The organism is Syntrophaceticus schinkii, from assembly GCF_000946815.1.
GTDB classification, from domain to species: domain Bacteria; phylum Bacillota; class DSM-12270; order Thermacetogeniales; family Thermacetogeniaceae; genus Syntrophaceticus; species Syntrophaceticus schinkii.
Genome location: NZ_CDRZ01000241.1, coordinates 1 through 26,880, shown reverse-complemented (window position 1 = coordinate 26,880; position 26,880 = coordinate 1). Strand labels below are relative to the sequence as shown.

20 protein-coding genes, 4 tRNA genes and 1 other annotated feature are annotated in these 26,880 nt (G+C 50.2%); of the genes, 3 read left to right on the top strand and 21 right to left on the bottom strand.

What is annotated here, in order from left to right; translation table 11 throughout:
- Positions 1–12: 12 nt before the first annotated feature.
- The 3 genes from SSCH_RS09750 to SSCH_RS16760 all read right to left on the bottom strand — a co-directional run bounded on the left by SSCH_RS09750 (position 13) and on the right by SSCH_RS16760 (position 2,954).
- A complete protein-coding gene (locus tag SSCH_RS09750; RefSeq protein WP_044665292.1) occupies positions 13–471 on the bottom strand; it encodes a hypothetical protein in 459 nt (152 codons plus the stop codon).
- Between the two features lie 317 nt (positions 472–788).
- Positions 789–1,319, bottom strand: coding sequence for a tRNA adenosine(34) deaminase TadA (gene tadA / locus SSCH_RS09745; RefSeq protein ID WP_044665291.1), 531 nt, complete (start codon positions 1,317–1,319; stop codon positions 789–791).
- 258 nt (positions 1,320–1,577) lie between these two features.
- Positions 1,578–2,954, bottom strand: a complete 1,377-nt coding sequence (locus tag SSCH_RS16760) for a PAS domain S-box protein (RefSeq protein ID WP_052835538.1) — start codon at positions 2,952–2,954, stop codon at positions 1,578–1,580.
- Positions 2,955–3,468: 514 nt separating this feature from the next.
- Between SSCH_RS16760 and SSCH_RS09735 the strand changes: the two genes are divergently transcribed.
- From SSCH_RS09735 to SSCH_RS16755, 3 genes are all read left to right on the top strand, one after another.
- Entirely contained in the window at positions 3,469–4,539 is a 1,071-nt protein-coding gene (locus tag SSCH_RS09735; RefSeq protein WP_044665290.1) for a mannose-1-phosphate guanylyltransferase, read from the top strand.
- A gap of 64 nt (positions 4,540–4,603) precedes the next feature.
- A complete protein-coding gene (locus tag SSCH_RS09730) occupies positions 4,604–5,983 on the top strand; it encodes a phosphomannomutase/phosphoglucomutase (RefSeq protein WP_198142368.1) in 1,380 nt (459 codons plus the stop codon).
- Entirely contained in the window at positions 5,971–9,519 is a 3,549-nt protein-coding gene (locus SSCH_RS16755) for a glycoside hydrolase family 130 protein (RefSeq protein ID WP_052835537.1), read from the top strand. The genes SSCH_RS09730 and SSCH_RS16755 overlap by 13 nt, the downstream gene beginning before the upstream one ends.
- 321 nt (positions 9,520–9,840) lie before the next feature.
- Here SSCH_RS16755 and SSCH_RS09720 read toward each other — a convergent pair whose 3' ends face one another.
- From SSCH_RS09720 to SSCH_RS09625, 18 genes are all read right to left on the bottom strand, one after another.
- The gene (locus tag SSCH_RS09720) at positions 9,841–11,202 is read right to left on the bottom strand and encodes a glycosyltransferase (protein ID WP_044665288.1); all 1,362 of its coding nucleotides are present in this window, start codon (positions 11,200–11,202) and stop codon (positions 9,841–9,843) included.
- 324 nt (positions 11,203–11,526) lie between these two features.
- Positions 11,527–12,726, bottom strand: coding sequence for a glycoside hydrolase 5 family protein (locus SSCH_RS09715; protein ID WP_156972221.1), 1,200 nt, complete (start codon positions 12,724–12,726; stop codon positions 11,527–11,529).
- Positions 12,695–13,726: an AGE family epimerase/isomerase gene (locus SSCH_RS09710; protein WP_044665286.1), complete on the bottom strand. Its 1,032-nt coding sequence runs from the start codon at positions 13,724–13,726 to the stop codon at positions 12,695–12,697. The genes SSCH_RS09715 and SSCH_RS09710 overlap by 32 nt, the downstream gene beginning before the upstream one ends.
- A 6-nt stretch (positions 13,727–13,732) precedes the next feature.
- On the bottom strand, positions 13,733–14,944 hold the full coding sequence (locus SSCH_RS09705; RefSeq protein WP_044665285.1) for a glycosyltransferase family 4 protein: 1,212 nt from the start codon (positions 14,942–14,944) through the stop codon (positions 13,733–13,735).
- Between the two features lie 736 nt (positions 14,945–15,680).
- A tRNA-Arg gene (locus SSCH_RS09700) sits at positions 15,681–15,757 on the bottom strand.
- A 9-nt stretch (positions 15,758–15,766) separates the two neighbouring features.
- A tRNA-Ser gene (locus tag SSCH_RS09695) sits at positions 15,767–15,861 on the bottom strand.
- Between the two features lie 13 nt (positions 15,862–15,874).
- Positions 15,875–15,951: transfer RNA gene (locus SSCH_RS09690), tRNA-Arg, on the bottom strand.
- A 50-nt stretch (positions 15,952–16,001) separates the two neighbouring features.
- Positions 16,002–16,091, bottom strand: a tRNA-Ser gene (locus tag SSCH_RS09685).
- A gap of 471 nt (positions 16,092–16,562) precedes the next feature.
- The gene (gene serS / locus SSCH_RS09680) at positions 16,563–17,831 is read right to left on the bottom strand and encodes a serine--tRNA ligase (RefSeq protein WP_044665284.1); all 1,269 of its coding nucleotides are present in this window, start codon (positions 17,829–17,831) and stop codon (positions 16,563–16,565) included.
- A gap of 212 nt (positions 17,832–18,043) precedes the next feature.
- Positions 18,044–19,636 (bottom strand): phosphoglycerate dehydrogenase, encoded by a 1,593-nt coding sequence (gene serA, locus SSCH_RS09675; RefSeq protein WP_044665283.1) that lies wholly within the window; start codon positions 19,634–19,636, stop codon positions 18,044–18,046.
- 19 nt (positions 19,637–19,655) lie between these two features.
- Entirely contained in the window at positions 19,656–20,807 is a 1,152-nt protein-coding gene (locus SSCH_RS09670) for a pyridoxal-phosphate-dependent aminotransferase family protein (RefSeq protein WP_044665282.1), read from the bottom strand.
- Between the two features lie 42 nt (positions 20,808–20,849).
- Positions 20,850–21,085, bottom strand: a binding site (T-box leader).
- A 233-nt stretch (positions 21,086–21,318) separates the two neighbouring features.
- The gene (locus SSCH_RS09660) at positions 21,319–21,708 is read right to left on the bottom strand and encodes a GrdX family protein (RefSeq protein ID WP_044665280.1); all 390 of its coding nucleotides are present in this window, start codon (positions 21,706–21,708) and stop codon (positions 21,319–21,321) included.
- 120 nt (positions 21,709–21,828) lie between these two features.
- Positions 21,829–22,290, bottom strand: coding sequence for a phosphate acetyl/acyltransferase (locus tag SSCH_RS22410; RefSeq protein WP_269746171.1), 462 nt, complete (start codon positions 22,288–22,290; stop codon positions 21,829–21,831).
- Between the two features lie 62 nt (positions 22,291–22,352).
- A complete protein-coding gene (locus SSCH_RS22405; RefSeq protein ID WP_269746170.1) occupies positions 22,353–23,006 on the bottom strand; it encodes a phosphate acetyl/acyltransferase in 654 nt (217 codons plus the stop codon).
- Positions 23,007–23,021: 15 nt separating this feature from the next.
- Positions 23,022–24,563, bottom strand: a complete 1,542-nt coding sequence (gene grdC, locus SSCH_RS09650) for a glycine/sarcosine/betaine reductase complex component C subunit beta (RefSeq protein ID WP_044665301.1) — start codon at positions 24,561–24,563, stop codon at positions 23,022–23,024.
- A 213-nt stretch (positions 24,564–24,776) separates the two neighbouring features.
- Positions 24,777–26,078, bottom strand: a complete 1,302-nt coding sequence (gene grdB / locus SSCH_RS09640; RefSeq protein WP_198142363.1) for a glycine reductase complex selenoprotein B — start codon at positions 26,076–26,078, stop codon at positions 24,777–24,779.
- 27 nt (positions 26,079–26,105) lie between these two features.
- The gene (gene grdA / locus SSCH_RS09635) at positions 26,106–26,552 is read right to left on the bottom strand and encodes a glycine/sarcosine/betaine reductase complex selenoprotein A (protein WP_084711074.1); all 447 of its coding nucleotides are present in this window, start codon (positions 26,550–26,552) and stop codon (positions 26,106–26,108) included.
- 32 nt (positions 26,553–26,584) lie between these two features.
- A partial coding sequence (locus SSCH_RS09625; RefSeq protein WP_044665276.1) for a glycine/sarcosine/betaine reductase component B subunit occupies positions 26,585–26,880 on the bottom strand: 296 nt, incomplete at its 5' end.

Genomic DNA, 26,880 nt, shown 5'->3' with positions numbered 1-26,880 from the left:
TGACGCACAAAATCAAGTCCCGGACCGAGAACCATCAGGTTTGCTAAATCTCCCCTTTAGACCATGAACTCGAAGACAAATCCCACTTAACCGCCCAACCATCAGTCCTAAAATCACGCACATAATTACATCGGCTAAGACTGTTATGTAAAGCACCTTCCCTGTAATGGCCTTTAAAATAACCAGTGTCAGAATAAGTGCAAAATAGATGCGGTCAAAAGAAAAAGTTATAACCTGGAATTCCGAATGAACCTGCATGGGGACCAACCTGCACATCCAAAACCCGATGACCAAACAGGGCAAAAATGTTATCAATGCCCACAAGTAACTGAAATACCTCATTTGAATATCCCGGTAGAGGGCCAGGCCAAAAAGAGTAAAGAATACGGCAAAAATAACTGTTCTGATCCAAATTTTAGCGCGATCTTGTTTCATTACCGGCGGTGCTTTTCTATCATTTGAGCGAGTCATGCCTTACCCTCCGAGCTTTTTCGCATAGATTTTTTGGTACATCATATACTTCTACAGGCAGGGGTTCCCACGGCAAAACCACTCAGGGTTAAAAATCAAAATCCCTATCCTATTACTTTTGCCAATAGGTGACCTTTTTGAACATCCACATTAACAAGCATACTCGTTTTCAGGCATGGGAAGGTAAAAGTAAAAACTCTTTTGAAATTATCTGAAGATCAAAAGAGATTCAAGCGATACATATTGCTAAATACCAGTAAAAGTATCCTAAGCTTCCCGCTTAACTGTCAAAGTCATTTAAACGCTGGCATACCACACTATTCCTGCCCTGGAGAACACCCTTCCACAGGTTCTGCCTGGAACTCGTTCTTTTTTTCCCCGGAACGCAGCCTGCGAAAAAATTCCTGTACGACATATGCGCATTTTTCTTCCATGATACCGCCACTCACCTCAACCTGGTGATTGAAACAAGTTTCGCTGAGAAGATCCACACAGGACCCGGCAGCACCGGCTTTGGGGTCGGCGGCACCGTAAACAATGCGGCCTACTCGCCCCTGGATCGCCGCTCCGGCACACATGGGGCAGGGTTCCATGGTAACATAGAGGGTACACTCGTTCAAGCGCCAGCTTTCCAGCCTTAAGGCAGCCTCTCGCAGAGCCAAAATCTCGGCATGGGCTGTAGGATCGCCGAGCCTTTCCCTCAGGTTGTGGCCGCGGGCGATCACCTCATCCCCTGCCACCACCACAGCACCCACAGGCACCTCCAGCTTAGCGGCGGCTTTATAAGCTTCTTTGATCGCCTCTTTCATAAATCTTTCATCACGTTCTCTGCTTTCATTCTCCAACATTTACCGCCTCACATCCGTACAAAATCAAGGGTAATTCTAACATGAAGCCAATTAAATTGCAATTTTAACCAGACGCCAGGTCGGCACCGACACAGGGATCAAAGCCATTGAGTGCTACGGTGAACAGACGTGAAGTGCCAGAAAACCGCCCCCATGATCCGTTCATGACCTCCCGTCCCTCTGTCACCTCACTGAAATCTGAAATTAGAATCCCGAAACAGTTTTACACAGGCATCTACTGCGTTATCCCAAAAGAACTCAACCTTTTTTTGCTGTTATTTCCTCTAAGGCCTTCTCAATGCCCAGAGCAGGACGATAAGGTCGATGAGAACTCATGGCTTCCACTACATCTGCTACTGCTAAGATCTTTGCCTCTATGGAAATTTCTTCTCCTGTCATGCCGGACGGATAACCTGTACCATTTATCCTTTCATGATGCTGTATAATTATATCCGCTATCGGCCAGGGAAACTCTATTTCTTTTAAAATATCATAGCCAACTTCAGGGTGTGTTTTAATAATATTCCACTCATTTTCATCAATTTTACCGGGTTTAGTCAGTATTTCAGAAGGCACATTAATTTTACCTATATCATGGATCAGTGCAGCTATTCTGGTCGCTTCGATCCGGTCTTTTGGAAGCCCAATTTCTTTGGCTATTGCACAAGCGATCTGGGCAACTCTTCTTTGGTGTCCGGCAGTATACGGATCCCTGGTCTCGACTGTTTTTATTATTGCCTGGACAATTCCTTCAAGTGCACTTCTCAGCTGCATCAAAGTTCTTTCATTTTCCTGTTCGGCATACTTTTGGTCAGTGATATCACGCGTACCGATAACTACACCTGTTATATTGCCCTTTTCGTCCTTCGTATTTTTTCCTATGCTTTCAAACCAGAGATAATGCCCCTGCGAATGCTTACAGCGGTACTGCACTCTTTTCAGGGAATGATCTTCGATCATTTCTTTGAATGCAAGTTTTACTTCATCTATATCTTCTGGATGAACAAAGTTAAATACAGATTTGCCATTAAACTCTCCCTCTTCATAGCCCAGGACATCTTTATGAGAAGGGCTGATAAGTTGAACTATTCCATCTAAATCTATATATCCAACAATGTCTCTCATGTTTTCCAACACAATATCCAAACGCTGCTCTTTCTGGCGAAAAGAGATTTCCAGTTCCTTAAATCTAGTGATATCCCTCAAAACTTCTATAGCACCAATGACATTTTTTCGGTGATCCCTCAAGGGAGAGGCCTTTGCCCAGATATAAGCCCCTTGATCACCGTAAAGGTTTTTTGTATACACCTCACCATATAAGGTTTCGCCTTTTTCTTCAAAATTTTCGTAATAGGATAGGTACTTCTGCCTTTCTTGTTCTTCTAATAGCACCAGATCCGCAAGTACAGGCCGTGGCTCACCGTAAAATAAAACTGAATGGGTGAAGTTTCCCTTGCGGATTATCTCCTTTTTTTTTATACCTGTCATTTCTTCAATAGCGATGTTCCACTGTAAAACCCTACCATAATTATCAATAATAAATGCTGGATCGGGAAAGAACTCAAATATATTTTCCAGGACCTTCTTGGTTTCTCTATCAGCTATAAAGCTTTTATTTCGATCATTATTTTCCACTAAAAATTCAACTCCTCAGATGAAATATTCTATAAGAATTATCTCTTTAGTTACAAACAGAAGGACACAAGGCTTAATTTTGACATCTTAAGCAAATATCCTCTTTTTATTGCTAAAGAATTATTCCCTTTTCCCTTTAAAATGATCATCTTTTTTCTTCATGCTATTGAGGGATCATAAGAGGCAAAATGGGGACAGTCACCGGTTTGCGCACCAGCTTGCGCTTGAGTTGTTTTTATCTGGATATAGTGGTATTATGTATAATAAATCTGGTCTAAACAGTTTTAAACAGTCTAGATGAAGTATTTAACCATTGTTTCGAAAGGATATATTCTATTATATTCTATATAGTTTCATATTTGCGCTATCACAGGTACCCGCGGGGTTATCTATAGTTGAGTACTTTAGACAGTCGCCGGACATGCCTCACCATCTCACACATTAAACCCTTATCAGACTATCCCATAGAACATTCAATGATAAATTAATACATGACGGAAAGGAGAGTGATCTCATGACCCACGCCGTGATTATGGCCGGGGGCCGCGGAGAAAGGTTCTGGCCTAAAAGCAGGCAGTGCCTTCCCAAGCAGTTCCTCAAGCTGATCGGGGATCAGACCATGCTCCAAAGAACAGTCAGCAGGATGGAAAGGTTTCTGGCTCCCGAAAACATCTATATTATTACAGCAGCAAGCCATCAACAGATCGTCAGGCACCAGGTGCCCGAGATCCCCGAGGGTAACATCATTCTCGAACCCTGCGGTCGGGATACAGCCGCTGCTATTGGCCTTGCCGCAGTAATTGTCCAGCAGAAGGATGCCGCGGGAGTAATGGTTGTGCTGCCCGCGGATCATTATATTGCTGATGAGGACCGCTTTTTAGAGGTCCTGAGAGGTGCAGTTGACGCAGCTGAGGAAAACCACACGGTCACCATCGGCATTACAGCCAATCGCCCGGAAACCGGTTTCGGTTATATCGCCAGAGGCCAGTATTATCAGAACTTTGCTGGAATTCCCTCCTATCATGTAAAGCGGTTTACGGAAAAACCCGACCGCCAACAAGCAGTCGGGTTCCTGGAAAGCGGCAATTATTTTTGGAACAGCGGGATCTTTGTCTGGAGAGCGGATGTGATCAGGCACCTGATCGGAGAGCACCTCCCCTCCCTGGCAGAAGGCTTAGAAAAGATTGAAGAAGTTGCAGGCACAACGAGATACCCCCAGGTTTTACAGGAAGTCTATGTCCGGCTACCCAGAATATCCATCGACTACGGTGTCATGGAAAAGGCGCGAGAAGTCCTGGTGATACCCGGAGATTTCGGCTGGGATGATGTGGGCTCATGGACTGCTCTGGAGTCCTATAAGGAGAAGGACATCAATGGAAATATAATGGAAGGGCGCGGTGTGCTGGTAGACACAACCAACACACTTGTGCAAAACTCAGATAAGATGGTCGCCACCTTAGGTGTTCATGACCTGATTGTTGTGGAGAGTGAGGGAAGCATACTCATCTGCCATAAACAGAAGGCCCAGGAACTAAAAAAAGTAATCACGGCTCTGCAGGAAAATGGCTATAAGGAGATATTATGAAAACGGTGGGGTCAGGCTTGAGTAATTGAGTAATTTACTTTCTGACTACTGCCTATAAGGAGACATTATGATGAATATTGAGATTTTTCGGCAGTATGACATCCGCGGACATGCAGACCGCGACCTGACCGATGAAACGGTAAGAGAGATCGGGCAGGCTTTTGGAAGCTATGTCCTGGATAGCGGATCAAATAAGGTGTTGGTGGGCAGGGATAACCGCCTCAGCTCTGAAAGGCTGCACAAAGCACTGTTGGAGGGACTCTTGGATGCCGGCTGCCATGTTGTGGATATAGGACTGGTCGTCACACCGATCCTTTACTTTGCCAGGGAATACTGTAAGATCGACGGCGGAGTGATGATCACCGGCAGCCACAATCCCCCGGAGGATAATGGTTTCAAGTTAGCCTGTGGCCCCGGCACCATTTACGGCGAGGAAATACAGCGCTTAAAAAATATGATTATCTCCAAAGAATTCCGGTCCGGCAGCGGCACCCTGAAGGTAAAAGATGTCTCTGAACCATTTTTAATGATGCTTGCAGAAAAAGTTAAGCTGGGACCACGCAGCCTAAAGGTTGCGGTGGACTGCGGCAATGGCACTGCATCACTCTTTGCTGAAAAGATTATGCATAATTGGGGGTGTGAGGTGATTCCCCTTTACTGTGAGTCCAATGGGACCTTCCCCAACCACCACCCGGACCCGGTGAAAACCGCCAACCTGGTTGAGCTCAAGAAAGCAGTGCTCAAAAACGGAGCCGACCTGGGAGTCGCCTATGACGGTGATGCCGACCGCATCGGTGTAATCGATGACCAGGGTGAGGTGGTCTGGGGTGACCGACTGATGTGTCTCTTTTGGCGGGAGATCCTGGCCAAAAACCCCGGAGAACTGGCCATAGTGGAGGTTAAGTGCTCTATGGCCTTGGTGGATGAGATCGAGCGGCTGGGGGGCAAACCTGTCTTTTATAAAACCGGACACTCCCTGATCAAGGCGAAAATGAAAGAAACCGGAGCTGTTTTCACAGGAGAAATGTCGGGTCATATGTTTTTTGCTGATGAATATTATGGCTATGACGATGCCTTTTATGCAACAGGAAGACTTCTTAGAATTTTGTCGAAAACGGAACAACCCCTTTCCCAACTCCTGACAACGATCCCTCACTATTACTCCACCGCTGAAACCAGAATTCCCTGCCCCGAGCAGGAAAAATTTGCAGTTGTCGCCGGCATCAAGGAACACTTCCGTCGGGAGTATGAAATTATCAATGTGGATGGGGTGCGGGTGCTCTTTCCCGAAGGTTGGGGCCTGGTACGCGCATCCAATACCCAACCTGTCCTGGTGGCCAGGTGTGAAGCTAAAACACCACAAGGGTTGGAGAAAATCTGCAAAATTATGAAAAATGCTGTCAGGCAGTTTAAAGAGGTGGGTGATTTTGAATGGGAATATTAGATTCCGAAACACTTTTTGAAAAAAGCATCGCCGGGCCCCTGGAAAAAGCCCGGAGGTATGAAGGTGTCAACCTGGTGGTAGGGATCCCCTTTTATAATGAGGTCGATACCCTTCCCCTGGTTTTGAAAGTGGTAGAAGACGGCCTTGTTAGCATGAAAGCCACAGATAAGGCAATCATTATCTGTGCTGGGGACCCCGCGGGCAAGGAAGCTCTGGAGGCTATAAAAGACAAAAAGCTGCAGGTACCGCACATGGAGTTTTTAATGCTTGAGGGAGCCAACGGCAGGGGAATGAGCATCAGGGCACTCCTGGAACTGGCCGACAGGCTGGAGGCAGATCTGGCCATTTTAGCCGCGGATATCATCGGCAAGGGGTCCGGGCTGCAGCCGGGATCGATACAGCGCATGCTGAAACCGCTCCAGTATGGCTACGACCTGGTTCTCACCTCTTTTCGCAGACAGTACTTTGAGGATCTGTTAGGAAAACTCTTCCTGGGACCCCTTCTGGAAACATTTTTCGGGTACAGGATTTCCGACGCCATCAGCGGAACCTATGCCATTTCCCATGATATGGTGGAAGAATACTGTACAGCCATCAAGTTCTGGGTGGATCAGACCCGGGGTTTTGGCATCGATCCCTGGCTGATCACAACAGCGATCATCCAACAGAGAAGGATCTGTGAGGTACCTTTAGGATTCAGGATGGAATACGCCTCCCTGGATAAGGTATCCTATGTTTTCAAGGATTTTGCAGAATATATGTTTGAAAGCATCCGGCGGGAGGAGGAGTTTTGGAAAGAAAAGAGGGTCGTGCTGCGCTCACCCGACATCTACGGCTTGGAGCCCCACCAGGATGTTCCTGCAGCCCAGACCTATGATACCAGGGCACTAATCCACTTCTTTAGAAACGGATTCAACCAGTACCGCGACCTATTAGCCACCGCCTGCCCGCAAGAATTGTTTACAGCACTGGAGCGCAGTGTCACCTCACCGACGCGGGATTTTCATCTGGATGGGAGAACCTGGGCGAATACCGTATACAGTCTCCTCTCCCACTACAGTTTTGCCCCGGATGCAAAAAAAGAAGATGTTCTGGAGGCCCTCACCGCTGTTTTCTGTGGAAGAATGGCTGGATTCCTGGAGCATCTGGAAGCCCTCCAGGAAGAACTGGCCAGCGAAAAAAGCACTTATGCGGCTGCCATTCTTTCCAGCCGCGCCGAAAGCAAAAAGGATGAGCAGCGAAGGTTTTTCCTGCATGGCAGTCTCAACTTCATCAGGAGATGGAAAGAAAAGTCATGGAAGCATAAGCCTCCACTTATCCCTGCTGACTACCTGGAGTTTATCCCCGGCAAACCAATAGTTCTTCCTAAGTGCATTAAATGGCGAGGAGGCCAGGATGTCTGGACTGCGGGGTTGTTCAATCGGCTCCAGACACGCTACAGCGAAAAATTCCATGACTTCCTGGAAAATAATCTCCTCATCTCTGCAGACTCCAACTCCAGAGCCATCGCCTCCCGTCTGGAAGAGACTATGGAAGCTCTGGAAGAAACGATGGATCACCTCTCCCCTGGAAATGTCTATACAGAGGAGGGCACCAGGCAAGCTGTTGAAGGAATCTTCCAGCTGCTCGGCTACCCAAGGATCTTCGGCATTAAAGAGGAGATCTTTGAGGAGGCCTTGATGAGGTTCCCTCCGTTAAATATCATGATCCCCAAGGGCTGCCATACACCACGTGAGCTCTTGTGTAAAATGTTTCCGCGGGACGCAGTTACCGTGGCCAATTTGATTGAAACGAGAAAGTGGGCTGACCGGACACTCCTGTGGATATTAGATAACCTGGATCCGGAGAATATGGAAGAGGTTGAACTCAAACCCCTGATCCTGGGAGATAGTTTCATGGAAGGAACATTCAAGCTGGGCAAGATCTCCGATCTCAATAAGCTGACAACGAGACAGGTAATCAGCCCCTTGAGCAAAGGGGTAGGAGGCAAATATCCCAAACTGCGCTTCTTCCTCTTTATCGGCAGACAGATCATGATCGCCCAGAATTATTCGCTCTTATACCAAACCTATGCCAAAGAGAGAAGAAAGCTGGGATTGAAGATCCGCAACTCTCTCATCGGTCGCTTCGAATCCACTCCCTTTTCCGCTTATAATATCTTTGAAAACTACCACCACCGCGCACTGGTCAGAGCGGCGCGCATTCTGGCACAGAAAATTACACTCACCGGTCATGCGGGTGAGGCACAGATGCTGAAAGCGATGTGTAACGGCTACGGGGTGAGCCAGGTTCTTGAGGATGGTACCTTTATTCCCTGCTCCGCCTGGAGTTGGGCCAGTTACAGTTCCAAGGGGGGAACAGGAATCCCTACCCCCATGTCCTCCCATGTGGAAGAAAGGTGGTTCAACCACGACTTCCTGGAGGAAATCCATGCTGAACTGGGTTTTGACCCCGGATCGATCCTGCAGCGGATTGCCCAGTCCATTGGGGACGGGAAAGCCGATGATGACCTGCTGGATGTCCTGCTGGGGATCAAACCCAAGGATGTCACAGTGGTTGTGCAGGAAACTCAGGACTATCCGCCGGCAAAGCCGCTGGTGCGCTACCCGGGTAACCCCATTCTCAACCCGATCAAAGATAATCCCTGGGAAAGCAGGTATGTGTTGAATGCCGCAGCAGTGCGCATCAAGGATAAGGTCTATCTTCTGTACAGGGCTTTCGGGGATGATGAGGTTTCCCGCATCGGATTGGCTGTCACAGATGGTTATCGTGTTCTGGAGCGACTCCCGGATCCCATCTTTGTCCCGCAGACAGAACAGGAAAAGAAGGGAGTGGAGGACCCGCGGGTGGTGATCATCGGTGACGAGCTTATCATGCTGTACACCGCCTATGACGGGGTAATTGCCCAGATCGCGGCAGCCTCTATTTCCGTCGATGACTTCATCAACAAGAGATTTTATAGATGGAAGCGCAAAGGGCTTGCCTTCCGGGATATCTGGGATAAAGATGCCTTCCTCTTCCCGGAAAAGATCAATGACAAATATATCATCTATCACCGCATCGAACCCAGCATCTGGGTATCCTACATGGATAAGCTGGAGTTTCCTGTTCCCAAAGAGGAGCATTCGATCATCATGGGGCCGCGCCCCGGCAAGATGTGGGACTTCCTGAAGATCGGTGCGGGTTCTCAACCGATCAAAACAAAGTACGGCTGGCTGATGATCTATCATGGAGTCGATAAAGAACGCGTCTACAGGTTAGGGGTAATGCTGGTTCCACTGGATAACCCGGAACGAGTCATCTACCGCTCCCCCAACCCCATCCTCTCTCCGGAAACCGAGCATGAAATCGGCATACCCGGAGAAACCTGGATCCCCAATGTGGTCTTCACCTGTGGGGCAGTTCCTGCTGAAGACAAGGAGATCCTGGATGCAGATGACGAGATCCTGGTTTACTACGGTGCCGCAGACAGCTATATGTGTCTGGCAACCGGGCGTGTGGGCGACCTGATCCCAGAAGAAATCAGGAAAGAGTGAGACGCGGTGAGACGCGGGGACGGTTCTCTTGTCTCACTTGTGAGACGCGGGGACGGTTCTCTTGTCTCACTTGTTTGGATAAGGGAGCGGGTTCGCCTGCACCGGGGAGTCCCCCTTGCACGCGCCCCTCGCACAATCCATCATCTTTTTCCAACGGCTAACGACTAACCACTAACCATACTGGGATGGTTCTCTTGCCTGGAGTGTTCCCTATGTGTTGAGACATTTGTGTTACCCATGTCTTGACCGAACACCGAACACCGAACCCACATCTATTCTCACTTCCAACCTCCCACTTCCCACATCTCACTTCACCAACCACTACTTACGGCCGTAATCATCCTCCAAGCGCACAATATCATCCTCACCAAAGTAGCTGCCGGTCTGGGTTTCAATGAAGATGAGCGGTGTTTCCCCGGGATTGGCCATCCGGTGTGCTGCCTCCTGTGGAATATCCACCGACTGCCCTGCGGTGAGGGGTATACCCTCTCCGTCAAGGGTTACCAGAGCCTGTCCGGAAACCATAAACCAGTGTTCCTGTCTTTTGAAGTGCTTCTGGTAGCTTAAGCGCTTGCCCGGATTCACGGTGATCCTTTTGACCTTGTGGTCAGGTGCATCCAACAGGACTTCCCAGCGCCCCCAGGGTGTGTTTGCATAACGCATCCCGGGCTTTTCCTTTTCCAGGATCATCTTATAGACATCCAGATAATCGTTCACCATGCGCTCCCGGCTGAAGCGGTTCTCTACCCAGCGGCGGCAGGCTCCGCGGTCGAGCTCCGGAATCTTGCCCAGTGCTTCTACTGCCTGATCGATGCCCTTGACCAGAAAGCCTGTTTCCTGATCCCTGATCACCTCCGGCATCGACCCCTTATCGAAAGCCACCACAGGCGTACCACAAGCCATAGATTCAACAACACTCAAGCCAAAGGGTTCTGCGAAATTAATGGGATGCAGAAGTGCATAAGCTCCGCCCAACATGAGATTCCGCCGCTCAGGCCCCACATGCCCCACATAAACCACCCGCTGTTGATCAAGCTCAGGTGCCACCTGCTCCCGGTAGTACTCCTCATCCTGGATAATCCCGGCGATAACGAGCCTCATCTGGAACCTGCGGGCGATCTCAATGGCCTCACAGGTGCCCTTGTCCGGATGAATGCGCCCGAAATAGAGCAGGTAATCCCCTCTCTCCGGTGCAAACTCAAAGGACTCCAGATCGATTCCATGATAAACAGTAGCCAAATACGGGAGTTGAGGATCGCGGTCCGCATCACTGATCGAGACATAATAACTCCGGTCACTGTACTCTTTGTAAACAGGGAGAATCTGCTGAGAGGAAAAACCGTGGATGGTGGTGACCATCGGTGTATCCACCAACCTGCTGTAGGTCAGGGGCAGGAAATCAAAATGATTATGAATCAGATCATATTCTTCAGCCTGTTCAAAAAAATGCGCAATGTGCAGGGCTTCCCAAACCTTGGGATCCAGTGAGTCATCCTCTTCATAGGATCTTTTGCTGACGTACTCCAGCTTTCCTGCAGTCTGAGAATCCCCGGTAGCAAACAGAGTGACATCCACCCCCTTTTCCACCAGGCCCTCACAAAGGAGTGAAACCACCCTCTCCCAGGGCCCATAATGCCTCGGCGGTGTTCTCCATGCAATTGGCGATAATAAGGCAATCTTCATAAATCCTCTCCTCCATTCAGAGATCACAGGGACGGTTCTCTTGATCTCTCAGACATCTATTCCCACTTCCAACCTCCCACTTCCCACATCTCATTTTGGACGGTTCTCCTGATCCCTGTGTAAATGCATCAAGTTTGATTTGAGGCATCGCAAAATACACCGGGACTATCCTCCTTGCACTCTACTCTCGGAATTTGGTGCGGTCTCCGTATTCACCGTATTCAGGATGCATGCAACATAAACCGTCCTCACTGTATCATCTTTTTCCAACGACTAACGACTAACAACCAACGACCAACCACCAACCACTAATTTACCAATCGCTCACATGCACTGGGGACTGTCCCCCTTGCACGCGTTATAGAGTCTTTTGAGTTCAACCAGCGGGTTATCATAAAACCGCTCAGGATCTTCCCCTTTCAGCCAGGAAACATCTGCGGCAGCACATACACCACAGCGGTCCGCTGCCCCTTTTATCTCTTTCGCCAATTCCTGAAAAACGCTCACTGCCTTTTTGGGGCTGCCATCAGCCTTAAATAACCCAAAGTGTCTTTCATGGGGATTTTCCTTTAAGGGGGGTTTCCCGAAAAGATGTGGTTGATAATCACTGTAACACCAGGCAAAGGCACCCCACATGCCCGCCGACCGTAAAAGGTGCAAGGCTTTGCGATAATACAGTGCACCCCCTTCTTCTACTTCCCCGGGATACTCCTGCTGCAGTATCTGATCAGATACCCCGAATTCCTGAAAAAGAACCCTTTTACCCCCCAGCCAGTGTGTGATCAACCCCAAAAAAGGGAGCACCTCTGCATCAAGGGGGTTGTCCACCCAGTCCAGGTAGAAAGGGTAGCCGTGCATACACAAAAAATCACAGTAAAGGGCTGCATCAGCCGGCCCCAGCTTACGGTCCTCCTCCAGGTCCTCTGCATGAAGGCCGATGGTGACCGGAAGACCGGAAACCCCTTTCAGTTCCCCCACCACAGCTGCCAGCCAATCCCTGGCTGCCTGGCGATCCGGGGGAATAACACAATTTGAGGATTCATTGCCCAGGTCAAAGGCCCACAGAGCAGGGTGACCCTGGAGTGCCTGTGCAACCTCCCGGCACTGCAGCTGCTGAGCCTTAATGATTTCCCGTTCGCTGTAAAAATTCCGGATCTCCGCATGGCGCAGCCGGCCGCCGCTGATCACTGGGAAACGCCCCCGGGCTGGGCCACCCAGCATCCACTCCGGCATCCAGTTGACTCCACTCATATGGCCGCAGAAAAAGGTCGGCTGGATCATTATCTTGCAGTTGGCAGCCACATCAGCAACAGCAACCAGGTGATTCAGACACCCGGTGGAAACCCTGCTGGGTGCAGGCTGGAAGTCCTCCCAGGTGAGAAAAACCCGCACCACCTGAAACCGGGCATCTGCCAGCCTGCTAAAATCCTGCTCCACCTCAGCGGCATCAAAATCTTGCCACCAGTACATCGCCTTACCTGCCGGCCAGTAATTAACACCCAGTGGAAATTGCAGCTCCCTCACTCCCTTCCAGGCTCTGCAACACCTGGGAGCTGTACAGCCAGGAAAGAACCGCTTCGGCCCCCTGGTTGAGATTAACCCCCTCAGGGGTAAGGGCATCATAGCAGCCGCCGGTTTCCTGATTGTAGAGGGATGCCTTATTGATATTCATCCCGGTATACCACTTCCAGGCAAGCCTGGCCAAATCAAGATATTTCTTCTCCCCTGTAGCCAGGTAGGCCTCTTTGAAGGCCAACACCATCGAACAGGCATCAACAGGCTGCTGGTCAAAGCGGGGAATTCCCTTACCCCTCTGCCACCAGCCCTTATTTCCCACAATGTTCAGGTAACCATCATCAAAGAGGTTATCGCTCAAGAAAGCCAGAGAATCCCTTGCGATAGTGCGCGCCCTGCTGTTCCCACTAAAAGAATAGCAGGCAAACAGAGCCTGGGGAATAATCCCATTGCAATAGGTAATCTGATCCTCGAACCAGTACCAGCCGCGGCCCTTGCATCTGTTATAAGTGTAGACGAGATCATCACAGAACTCCTGGGCAGTCTTTACTGCAGCACCACCCTCTCTGTCAAAAAGTGCGGTACAGCGAACCAGCCCCAGAAGTGCATATGCCCTGGAGCGCGGGGACTTGAGCTGTGTAATGGCAGGGACTGCTCTTTCCAGCATCTCCCGGGCCGGTTTGCTCACCTCTTCCAGGTCACAGGAGGCAGCTATACTGCAGGCCAGAAACGCCCTCCCCTGGCAGTCTCCGGAATCGAGATCAGTAAGATAGCTTTCCTGCACCTTGAGATTGCGCCACCTTCCATCCTTCCGCTGCGCATCCTTTAAAAAACGTGTATAGAGAAGAGACAGTCTCTCCCTGCTCTTTTCCTCCATATTCAAGGCAACGAGGAGTGCCCTGGCATTATCATCCACCGTATGGCCGCTCTTAAGGTTTGGCTTATCCAAAACCGCAAACTGGATGATCCCGGTGTTATCGGTCATCCTTTCCAGGTACCGGTAATCCATGCCTCTTTACCTCCAACTTCCTTTTTCCTTGACTGTAGCCATCAGAGTGCCGCCAAGAACCTTTTTCTTAATCTTACCTGTCGGCAGCTTAGGTTTAATGACTTCTCTGCCCAGATCCGCATAACGGGCAGCGACTCCAGGCCATCTGATGGTTTCACCGTAAGATGTAGCCTTCTTTTCCAGCGACATCTTCAAAGTCTGCCGTGAGAGCACCTGCTCCAGGAGTTTGCTCAAGGCCTGCGGTGTTGCCTCAGCTGCCACAAGCCCCAATCTCTGTTTTTTGAGCACATCGAGTGCATACTCATATGGTGTAGAGACGATTGCCCTCCCGCAGCCAACAGCATAAGCCAGGGTGCCGCTCACCGCCTGGTCGCGATTTGGATAGGGACTGAGGTAAACATCAGTCATGTAAAGAAGATCCCCCAACTCCTCTACCTCCAAGAAGTGATTGATAAACTGCACATGCTTGTCTAATCCCAGGTCAGCACACATCTCGATCAGGCTTTCCCGGTAGCTTTCACCCTCCTTTTCCAGTAAAACAGGATGCGTCCTCCCTGCTATAAGATACAGCACATCCGGATGCTTGTCGACAAGTCTCTCCACAGCTTGAATGCCGATCTCCAGTCCTTTACTGGGCCCGATGAGGCCGAATGTGGTAATCAGCTGTCTGCCTGTATAGCCGTAAAGCATTTTCAGGGCTTCCCTGTCTTTGCGCTCAAAGGCAGGAACCCCGTGGGGAATGATCGCTATCTTTTCTCCGGGAACACCGTAGACTTTGCCTAACAGGTGCGCCGAACGACTCGACATACTGATCACAGCAGCCGCTTGCCGCGCCAATATCTGCAAGATGACCCTCTGACCAGGTGTGGGACTAGGCAAAACAGTATGTGTCACAAGCAGAAAAGGTTTTTTTAGATGAGCAACAAAATCGATCACAAATTCGCCGTCACGACCACCGAAGATCCCGTATTCGTGCTGAATTATTGCCATCTGGATCTGTGGAGAATTGTTGATCATACGCGCCGCAGCAAGATAATCTCCTTTAGTGCCCTGCTGTATTTCACAGTAAACCTCATCAGGGTATGTATAGGGCTTATCTGAAATAGCTGTAATCCATACTTTATGTCCAGCCTTCACCAGACTATCCCTCAAGTCCTTGGAAAACGAAGCGAGACCACACTGTCTGGGGTAATAAGTACTCACATTAACAAAATTCAAAATTGATCGCTCCTTTCACAACCATCAAAAAATACACCGATAGAAAATAGAGACAACTAAAAACCATAAGACAAAATGTTGCCCCAACATGAAAATCAATCTCTGATGCCGTAAGTCGGATCTCTGAAGCTTCCAGGAGCTTCCTTCCGCAGTATTCCTTACTTCGGCCTCTTTTTTCAATCTTCTGGTTTCGTTGGACTTTTGGCTACCCCGGAGAATAAAAAATAGTGGTATGGTAGGTTATCGCGGGAGTTCATCCTTTTTGATGTCCCATCCCTGCTGCTTATCTCAATGGATGGCAACTCCCTGCTGCTGTCGTGGCGACAGGCATGTTGTGGGATTTAACTGGAAATGGTTAAAGAACCCTATTGATCTTTAATCTGTTAACATTTATCGCGTGCAGTAGCTATTACAGGTAGTCGACTAATTGCTCCTCCGGTACAATCCGCAACTCTCCCCAAGATACTGTTCTCCACCTGTTAGCATTCTGCCATGTTAAAAAAAATGGAGCGCATCCTTTTCGCTCCGTGCGAAACATTAGTTATATCTTACCAATAATATGCTGTCCTGTCAAGACACGAACACATAGGCGGAAAGAGTTCAGGTGTCCCCAAAAATGTCCCCAATAAAAGAGCTTATGCATCCAAAAACAAAAAAAGACCCATGCCTCTGGAGTCTTACTCGCTTTATTGCTATAAAATAAGACCCGCAAAAACTGCAGGCCTTGATGTTTTCCTGGCACGCCCGGAGGGACTCGAACCCCCGACACGCGGTTTAGGAAACCGCTGCTCTATCCGCCTGAGCTACGGGCGCAGAAAAAAATGGCGGAGAGAGTGGGATTCGAACCCACGAAGCAGGTTTTTCCCCGCTTAATCGCTTAGCAGGCGATCGCCTTCAGCCAACTCGGCCATCTCTCCATTTTAATAAAACTGGTGCGCCCGGAGAGATTCGAACCCCCAACCTACAGATCCGTAGTCTGTTGCTCTATCCAATTGAGCTACGGGCGCGCGTTTTAGCGTTATATATTATAGCTTATTGCTGTACTTCCGTCAATATATGGCGGAGGGGGTGGGATTCGAACCCACGGAGCCCGTATGAGCCCAACGGTTTTCAAGACCGCCTCCTTCAACCACTCGGACACCCCTCCGAACCTAATATGACAAAGATCGATTTTCAGTATAGCACACAGCCCCGAGCACTGTCAATTTGAGCCTCTAATCTAACCGGGAGCCCGGAGGGCCAATTCTGACCTTTTTTAAGTAGATCCCCGTGCCGCTTTATTGCAAGCATTATTAGATGGTGAAAACAGCGATCGAAGTAGCTTTTCGGAACGAGCAGAAGGCAACTTTTTCATACCTCTGACCACCTACCTCCGGCTTCGCCCCTGTTTCCGCCTGGCACCATTTGGCGCACTTATATATACGGGTTATGCACCCGGGTGCCAGGCACAATTTAGCCCCTTTTTCCAGCGACCAACCTGAAAAACGGAAGTCGGAGACCGGAAGTCGGAAGTCTGAAGTGTCCAGGAACTGCCTTGTATTGTCATAGGACTGGCACACATAGACCGGCGCCACTTACGATTCGCTTTAGACAACTGACCTTTTCCAACCACTAATCACTAACTGATCACATCTATACCCATATAAGGCCTCAGCGCTTCCGGCACAACTACTGAGCCGTCCTCCTGCTGGTAGTTCTCCAAAACCGCTGCCAGGGTGCGCCCTACAGCCAAACCGGAGCCGTTGAGGGTGTGCACAAAGCGTGGTCGTGCCCCTGGTTCCGGACGGTAGCGGATATTGGCACGCCTTGCCTGAAAGTCCTCGAAGTTGCTGCAGGAGGAAATCTCGCGGTAGCCGCCCGCTGCAGGGAACCACACCTCCAGGTCATAGGTTTTTGCAGCTGAGAAGCCCAGATCCCCGGTGGAGAGAGTGACCACCCGGTAAGGCAATCCCAACCGGCGCAGTACTTCCTCAGCATTATCGGTGAGCTTCTCCAATTCAAGATAGGAGTCTTCAGGTGTTGCAAATTTCACAAGTTCTACCTTGTTAAACTGGTGCTGCCGGATCAATCCCCTGGTATCCCGCCCTGCGGCACCGGCTTCAGCCCTGAAACAGGCTGTATAGGCTGTGTGATAGATGGGCAGAATCTCCCCAGGCAGGATCTCTTGGCTGTAAAGGTTTGTCACCGGAACCTCTGCTGTGGGTATCAGGAAGAGATCATCCCGTTCAGATAAAAAGAGGTCCTCCTCGAATTTCGGCAGCTGCCCGGTACCTGTCATCGTCTGCCGGTTAACCAGGAAGGGAGGAAAAATCTCAGTATAGCCATGCTCTGTTGTGTGCAAATCCAGCATAAAGTTGACGATGGCCCGCTCCAGTTTCGCTGCCCATCCTTTAAGAACAGTAAACCTTGAGCCCGCAATCTTCACCCCGCGGGTAAAATCCAGGATATCCAGATTTTCACCGATATCCCAGTGGGGCTGTGGTTCGAAACTGAATTGGGGAGGCTCTCCCTCCACCCGCAGGACGACATTGTCTTCCTCATCGGTCCCCACGGGCACAGTTTCATGGGGGATATTGGGAATAAGCAGCAGTTCCTGGTTCAACCTCTCGTCGAGATCCGCCAGTTCCTGGTCCATCTCCTTAATCTGCCGCGAGATCCCCCGTACCTCATCCATCAGTTCTGTGGCATCCTGTTTAGCCGCTTTGAGCCGCCCCACCTCCTGGGAGAGGGTATTGCGGCTGTTTTTCAGCTTCTCACTTTCAGAGATGATGCTGCGTCTCCTCTCATCCCAGACGAGCACCTGTTCAAGCTCAAAGTCATTGCTGCGCTTGGCAAGTGCCTCTTTAACAATTTCCTGATGACTGCGGATAAACTTTAGGTCAAGCAAGTGTTTCACCCTTTCAGATCTGTTTTCTATACATTTTCTACAAAACCGTTTCTTCAACACAACGGTCAAGTTTGCGACCTGGATGACCGGTTCACCTATCAGCTATAATTGTTCGTCCAACCAAGGGGATCGCTGAAATACAACCCATAGCCTCTTATTTCAACCCCTTATCTCTGTCACCTATTTCCCCGGCCAGGTGAACCCCTGCGAACCTACATATTGACCACCCTGACATTAGAAATGCCGCCGAGTTTGCGCAAATCAGCCAGTGTAGCCTCGTCAACCGCAGAATCTATATTAAGAATCATCATTGATTCCTCACCTTTCACTTTGCGTGCTGCCTGCATCATCGCGATATTGATATTGGCTTTTCCCAAAGCTGATGCAAAGGGCCCAATCACCCCGGGGCGATCAATGTGTTCCACAAAGAGCATATAGGGGCTGGGAGTGACATCGACCCTGTACTGATTCACCCGGACAATGCGGGGAGTCTGATCCCCGGCCAGGGTGCCTGCAAATTCCACTTTTGTCCCATTCCCTCTGAAAATAACGGAAATCAGGTTTACATGACCGGATCTTTTAGACTCATCCCTCCGCTCACAGACCTTAATACCCCTGTTCTCAGCAAACCATGTGGCATTGACGAGATTAACCTGATCACCCATCACCGGAGAGAGCAGCCCCTTCAAAAAAGCCAGGGTGATGATTCCGGTTTCTTGTTGGGCGATCTCTCCATAATAGCAAAGCTCCACCTTTTCTACAGGCATCCTTTCCAGCTGATAGTAGAGTTTTCCCAGATACTCAGCCAGCTCCAATAACGGCCTCATGGTGTCAATCTCTTCACCCAGCAGGCAGGGTATATTTACTGTATTGGGAACAATCTCCCCCCGGAGAACAGCAAGAACATAACGGGCAAGATCAGTGCCTACCCGATGCTGGGCCTCAAAAGTTGTAGCACCCAGGTGCGGGGTAACCACAACATTGTCAAACTTCAAGAGGGGGTTGCCTGTACAGGGCTCCTTGCTGAAAACATCCAGTGCTGCACTGGCCACGATCCCTTCTTCCAGTGCCCAGGCCAGGGCACCCTCATCGATGATCCCACCCCTGGCACAGTTGACCACCCGCACACCCGGTTTAGCAATTTGGAACTGCTCTTTTCCAATCATACCGATGGTTTCCTCGGTTTTCGGGGTATGCACAGTAATGATATCGGACTGGCGCACCAGTTCATTTAATGTTTCCACACGCTCTACTCCAAAGCGCTTGAAGCGCTCCAGGGGGATATAAGGATCATAGGCGATCACCCGCATCTGGAAAGCCTTGAGACGGGTGGCCACAAAGGAGCCGATCCTTCCCAACCCCACGATCCCCACCGTTTTTCCATAGAGCTCGCTGCCCATATAGCGGCTCCGTCCCCAACCACCTTCTTTGACAGTTTGGTGGGCCTGGGGAAGGTTCCTGGCAGAAGCAAGCATCAATGCAATCGTTTGCTCCCCGGCGGAAAAGCTGTTGCTGTCCGGTGTATTCACCACCACCACTCCCTGTTGTGTGGCGGTCTCCAGATCTATATTATCTACCCCGTTACCGGCGCGGCCGACTACTTTCAGCTTCTTACCCCTCTTGATGACCTCTTCAGTCACCAGGGGGACACTGCGCACGATCAGGGCATCGTAGTTTTCGATGATCTCCTCTAATTCAGGCTGTTTGATCCCTCTTTTCAGATCCACATCAGCCTCGGCCCGCAGCATCTCCAGGGCCTCATCAACTATTTTGTCACCGACTAAAATTTTCGGCTTATCCTTCATCTTCACTACCTCCTCCCAACTAGCTTTTTAAGAGAATCTCCTGGGCGGCCCTGACACCCTGCCCCAGGTTCACCTGATACCCGCATACAGCCAAAGACATTTCCAGTGCAGCCAGAACAGCCAGAATATCCAACTCCCGCACATAGCCCAGGTGGCCGATGCGGAAGATCTTATTTTTCAACTGGTTCTGCCCCCCGGCTACAACCACATTAAACCTTTCCCGCAGTGTAGAGCGGATGGTATCAGCTTCGATTCCAGGCGGTGCCAGAACTGCGGTCACAGCAGTTGAGGACACTTCATCTGCAGCCAGAAGCTCTAATCCCATGGCACGCACCCCAGCCCGCACCATATCCCGGAGCCTCCTGTGTCTGGTGATGATGTTGGGAAGCCCCTCACTCTTGATCATCTTTATGGATTCCGCTAAACCCGTCAGCTGTGGAAGGGCCGGGGTATAGGGTGTCTGGCCCTTCTCTGCATATTTCCGTGCAGCCATGATATCCCAGTAATAGCGTGCATTGGTGCACTTTTCCGCTGCATCCCAGGCGCGTTTGCTCACAGATACAAAGGAGAGTCCCGGCGGGATCATAAAGCTCTTCTGGGATCCGGCCACAACCACATCCAGGTTCCAGGCGTCGGTTTCCAGCTCCATGGCTCCCAGGCCGCTCACCGAGTCAACGATAAAGAGAGCGGGATGATCCCCTAGAGCTTTTCGCAATTTAGGCAGGTCATTGGTCACTCCTGTTGATGTTTCATTATGAGTGACAAAAACCGCCTTGATCTCTTCTTTTGTATCTTTTTTGATGCGGTCCGCCAGCACATCTGCATCAGCGGCCGTTCCCCAGGGGAAATCTATTTTATCTACTGCCGCTCCGAAGCGCCTGCAGATTTCTGCAAAGCGGTCCCCAAAATTGCCAATAGAAACCACCAGAACCTTCTCCCCCGGAGAAATGAAGTTAGCTACCGCTGCCTCCATTCCCCCGGTACCTGCGGAGGGAAAGATGATGACATCATTTTCCGTGCGAAAAACCTCTTTTAGTCCTTCTGTCAGTTCAGTGAATAGTTCTTTGAATTCCGGTCCCCGGTGGTTGATCATGGGCTTCGCCAGTCCCCGTAAAACTACGGGAGGAACAGGTGTGGGACCCGGCAGCAGCAAATACTGTTTTTCCTCCATTTTTCGGTCCTCCTCAGATAATATTAAAAACTCCCGCCCCATTTCTGGGACGGGAGTAGATACCCGCGTTGCCACCCAAATTAATGCCAGACAGTATTCCGGATTCCGGCATTCTCTTGAACAGTCTCTAACAGAACCGCCTGTGCTCCTTCGCCCTGCACTGCAGGTTTTCAAAGCAAGCTCCGGGGTGGATTCGGACTGCCCTCCTGCCGGCTTACACCCGCCGCCGGCTCTCTGCAAGGCAAGACAGACTTACTGGTCCCCATCACAGCCAAAAACTTCTCTTTAGTTTGAAAGCCATTATAACACAGAACCACAACAGAGACAATAGTGGTCGTTGGTCATTTCCCCGCATGGTGCCACCCCAGCAGCATGTGTTTCTCATTGGTAGTTAGTGCGTGCAAGGGGGACTGTCCCCAGTGCACGTGGATACTTCAGACTTCAGACTTCTGGTCTCTGACTTCTGTTTTTCGGGTTGGTCCTTGGCAGAAAGGACTGCCAGAAAAATGGCTCAGAGGAACGGTTCTTCTGAACCATTTAAATACTCTTTGATAAAATCCATATCGATCAACTGGAAGTCTTTCAGGGTAGAACTGTCCCAGTTTGAGTGCATCTCTGTTTCAGTGAATCCTTCAGCAAATCCAATAGCCCGCTCAATAATCTCTAAGCTTCTGGGATCAACTTTCCCTGGAATCCCTGCTAACATTATGCTTTTATAAGGGTTCCTGTCTGGCCCCATACTGCCGGTCAGCGGGTGTGTGATCAGCCGGTAGCCACCCATAATTTCTTTTCGCACAGCCCTGAAAAGCTCAACAACAGAACTGCCCGGCATGGCATCCACAAAGGGAAGCCCCCTGTCAATCACCATAGGATTATTCGTCAAACACCTGATATTTTTCATCCTAAACCCTTTCTAAAAAAGATCACGGGAACGACAGCATCCAAAATCACTTGACAGGGATACAGAAATGCGCCAGGAACCGTCCCCGGTGCATTTCTGATCTCTTTCCGACCTCCAAAATCATAGGTATCCCGCTTCTTTGAGCAGCTGTACAGAGTTTGCCTTATCCTCGGAAGCGACTAAAATAACTGGGCCGGTGCAGCCCATGCCGCTGCTGGCGTATATGTTGTTGCTCCACAGGACATTTACCGCATCCTCCAGCTGGAGAATGTCGATGCCGGGAATTTCCGCACTCACAGGCTTGGATGGTGGAGCTGCAACACCCTCAGGTTCCTCGTGAAGTTTAGGGGAATCCTTCACTAAACCCCCCAGCACCCTGTCCCAACCGGCCTTTTTGACTGCAACAAACTCTTGCCTGGCCTTATCCAGGAGTTTGCCCCTGGCGCACTCCCGGGCATAACGGATTGCCCCGGCGATCACCGGTGCACCTGAGGCACGGGAAATAATACAGATAACCCGGTCATAGTCCTCTCCGACACCAGGGCCGTAACCAAAGCCAATGGCTTCGTAACTCGCCCCCACTGTGAAAAGCGGAGAACACCTTCATCAAAACATTTCCGGTCAGACTATCTGTAACCATCACATCAGGCACTCCCTGCAGCAGGTCCATTTCCCCTCATCAACACACCGGCATCATTGCGCCTCGACTCTGCAAAGTGAATGGGATACCCCTGCTCAGAGAGCTCCTTTAAACAACGCTCCACCTGCCTGGCACCGTCGATATTTAAGATGCCCACAGTTGGTTCCGGGATCCCGCAGGCCTTTGCTGTAGCTATGCCGAAAATGGCATTCCTCAACATGGCTTCTACCCTGCCGGTGGCTGAAGTACCTGTAGTTGTTGCTATGAACATCTTTTTGCCCCGGGCTGGAGTAACAACTCTGCCCACAGTGGAAACCCCGATGGGAAAATTGTAGTGCATGGTTACAGCGGCATCGATGTCGCCCTCTTCCAGCAGTTGATCCATCTTTATATGGGCATCTTTCTCATCCGCTGCCTCCACTGCTTCCAGTGTTGTTTCTACACCACTTCCGATAATAACTACTTCGAAATCAGCGCTGCCGCTCTGTGCCAGTTCAGCACCTGCGATTAGTTCTGCAGGGCCATGTTCACTGCCCAGGATGGTCAGACCGACCCGGATTTTACGCCCCACAACACCGGTCTCCAGGGCATTTGCTGCCTCTAGAAAAACCTCACCAATACTTTGGCGTATACTGTTCCTATCTATACTATTCTTCATTGCTAACACCTCTGGTCACTTTTCACCTACAATGGTTTTCGCAAAGTCCCGCATGGCTTCTGCTACCATTTGGCGAATCTCTTCTTTGTCCAGTCCGGTTTCCACCTTGCCTGTGTTCTGCTCGATAATCAGGGATATGCCGTCAAACAGATCAGTAATTCTCCCTAAAAAGAGGCTTCCCTTCCCTATGATCATCGCTCTTTTGATTTTTTGCTCCAGGATCATCTCCCTGGCAAATCCAACAAAAGGCACACCGGAAGGTATATGCCCCTGTGTCGGTGCAAAACCCGGCATACCGAACTCATCAACCGCCTTCAGTAGCTCCTGCCTCTTGAAGGCACCTTTCTTTACACCAAGGGCAGCAATCATCTTATAGTTTGCATTGGGAACATCCCCCGCTCCTGCGGGTTCTGTGATTTCAGGATTCTGCATTTCAGGTGAAAAACGGTCGATCTCCGTGATCTCCATCCCCACCTGCTCCAGTGGATCGTAAACTATGGCCTGGATAACAGCCTGGGGAGAGGCACCTGAGGCTATTTTATGGCGGCCGATCATATCTGTGCGGATCACCGGGTTCACACCGTCATTTTCACCGATGTGCACCGCAAAAGCACCGATCATATCCTCCAAAACCGGCATACCCTTTTTTATGTGGTCCCGGGAGTTCATGGCCAGTTTGGCAGAACTCCCCCCGGCCAGCACAACGACATTTTTGAAAATGCCGGACTGCACCAGGGCTGCTGCCTCTACAAGGGCATGGGATGGTGCTGCACAAAACCCCCGGGTATCAGAGCCTGTGGCATTGGCACACCCGCAGATCTCTCCGATGGCTTTGGCAAAGTTGCCCCCACCCCTCTGGTTCATATCGCCGCAGGCCTCTTCAGAGCATTCGATGATATAATCCACATCCTCTGCCTGCAAACCGCTCTTCTCTAACAGGAGCATCAACACCAGGCTGGCAGAGGCCTTGCTCACCAAGTTTTCCAGCATCACACCGGCACTTAAAGCAGGGTCAAATTCATGCGCCCTTTTCACACAACCCACGACCTTGCCATCATAATAAATGGGCGCAGCACCCTTTTCATCGACGAAATTGGCCAGATCTTCCTCATCAACAGAACCGCTGTCCAGTTTGCTCAATAACTTCAAATCCCCTACAGCCGGGTGTTCAGCCAGCTTGGACTTAACACTCCTCTGGAAGGATTCTTCCAGGAGAACCAGATCAAAGGCATCTACAACCTTTAAGAGCCCTATAAACTCATCCTCGGGCATCATCTCACCGAATTTTCCATCACGCTCAGCTCCTTGAGGAGAGTTCTCATACCAGGGGCGTGGCAGTTCCTTTAATTCATCTGGCAAACTGTTGCCGATATAAACCTGGTTGGGAGCATACATTACCGCATCAGTAAAACTCCTTAAATGACCGGGCAACTTTTCCAAATACTCCGAATCAGGATTTGTACTCCGCTCTGTTACCGGTGTTGTGCCATAATGAAGTGCCATCTGAGGGGCATGAATCAGGGCATAACCGGCACCTTTAATAACTGGAAAGTTCACCCTTCTTACCTCCAAACATTTATTTATAACAGACATCCCCGCGCCTTCACATCTCATCCCGTTTCCTCCGGGCCCCGGAGTCCCAGGTAACAGTCACAAAATGTCGGATTATTCAGTCCCGGGTGACTGTCACCACAACCTACTCTCCGTGAGACGCGAGTGAGACGCGAGAACCGTCCCCGCGTCTCAAGACGCGAGAACCGTCCCCGCGTCTCAGAACACCGTCTGCTCATCAACCTCTGTCTGTAGAGCTTCTAAAGCCTTGACAACCAGCTTCCTGCGCAGTTTTTTCTCTTCATCCCTGCTGAGGGCGGGATTTCCCAGCGGGTGTGGAATAGCAACCGTAGGAACGATCCTGTTAGCGCCAACAGTCAAGGAGATAGGCACAACTGTACACATATGCACCACAGGCAGGCCTGTTCTCTCGATTTCTTTGACCATCGTTGCACCGCAACGAGTACAGGTCCCTCAGGTGGAGGTCAGGATCACCGCATCCACCCCATTATTCTTGAGATCCTCTGCTATCTCAGCGGCGTATTTCTTGGCATTGGCCACAGATGTGCCATTGCCCACTGTGGAATACCAGTATTCATGGAGTGAGCCAATTTCTCCTGCCTTCTCCATCTCTTTGAGCACATCCACCGGGATAACCCGATCCAGGTCCTCATTGGCATAAACAGGGTCATACCCGCCGTGGGCTGTTTCACTGTTTTCGGGGTTCAAATCATCAATACCCTGCAGGCTGTACCTGCCGTATTTAGAGGCACTGGAGGACTCGATACGGTCTGGGTTCCCCTTGGGAACTGGGCCGCCGGAAGAAACAATAGCGATTTTCGCTTTGGTAATATCTTTGACCGCTGCACTTGGTGACACACGGTCAAATACCGGCATCGGGTACTCAGTAGTGAACTCCTCAGCTTTGAGTTTTTTGACCAGCATCTCCACAGCACGCTTGGAGCCTCGCTCAGCAGTGAACAGGTTCTTGCGGATGCCCCTGGGGATATAGCCTTCCTCTTCAGGAGAGCCGATTTTTTCACCACGCGCAAGCCTTAGAGCCAGGTTTGCCATCGGCTTTACTGCTTTTCTCATTCCTACCGCCGAATTGGCGGTTTCTACAATATAGGCAAACTTTTTATACATATCCACACCGGGGTTTTCCGGATACATACCGGAAACCACCGGAACACCCAGTCTGTCAGTGACAGCCTCAGCCACTGCACCACAGGCCACTCCATAGCGGCCGGCATTGAAGGCTGGGCCGCAGATGACCACATCAGGGTTGTACTTTTCGATCATGGCAATAACTTCAGAGACAGCTTCCTGCAAGTTTTCATTAAAATAGGTGTCACCACAGATCACAGTTGCCGCTATCTCTGCTTCTTCACCAAAAGCCTTACCAAATGCCATCCCTGGGCCAACCACTCCCTCCCGAACCTCGGGTCGGTGGTCAGCTTTTTCCTCTCCGCCTATTCCTGCATAAAACTGGTTGATATAATGTACAACTTTAATGGTCACAGGTTATCCCCCCTTTTGTCAGGTCCTTTAGTCTCCACGATATTCCTTGACCTCTTCGATGATCTCATCCACATCCAAAACCATTTCCATCATACCGACCTGTTCATCATAAACCTGGGGGTCTACCTCTTCTTTTAATTCAAAAATGTGATAGGCTTTAAGTCCCAACGAGACTCCTGCCAGTGGACCTGCAAATGTAGGATCTCCCTGAGATACGGTCTCTGCTGCCAGGCCGGAGGCTTCAGCCTCTCCGCCGCCCAGTACAATGATTAAATTCTCTTTCCCGTACTTCTCAGCTAAATCTTTGATCCTTGCCTGATTCTCCAGGTCCATAGCACCCGCTGCGGTTCAGACGAAGCATTCGGTAGTGGAAAAGACTACTTCAGCACCGGCGGTTTCAATACATGCTGCAATTGCCGGGCCCGGAATGCCGTCACGGTCACCAAGGATAGCTGCTTTCTTTCCTTTCAGCATTTCCAAAACTCCCTTCACTATTATAGTATTTATTAGCTTCCTCTGGCTGTTAAATAGCCAAATCCTAATTCATTGGTTGAGCCTGTGATAACTTGAATTTCTGCAGTGATCGAGCCGTCATCACCCAAACTGCCGGCAAACCCGCCAGCAATCGTATCGGCAACCTCCGGGTATCCGATAACGGTTTTCATGGATGGAAGTTTGATGACCTCATTGGCATTTCCGGCAGATACAACAGCATCTCCATGCTCTGTAGCACCAGAGACTGGGAGGCACCATCCGCCCCGCGTACTCATCACGTGATCAGGACATGTTTTGATCCCCTTTT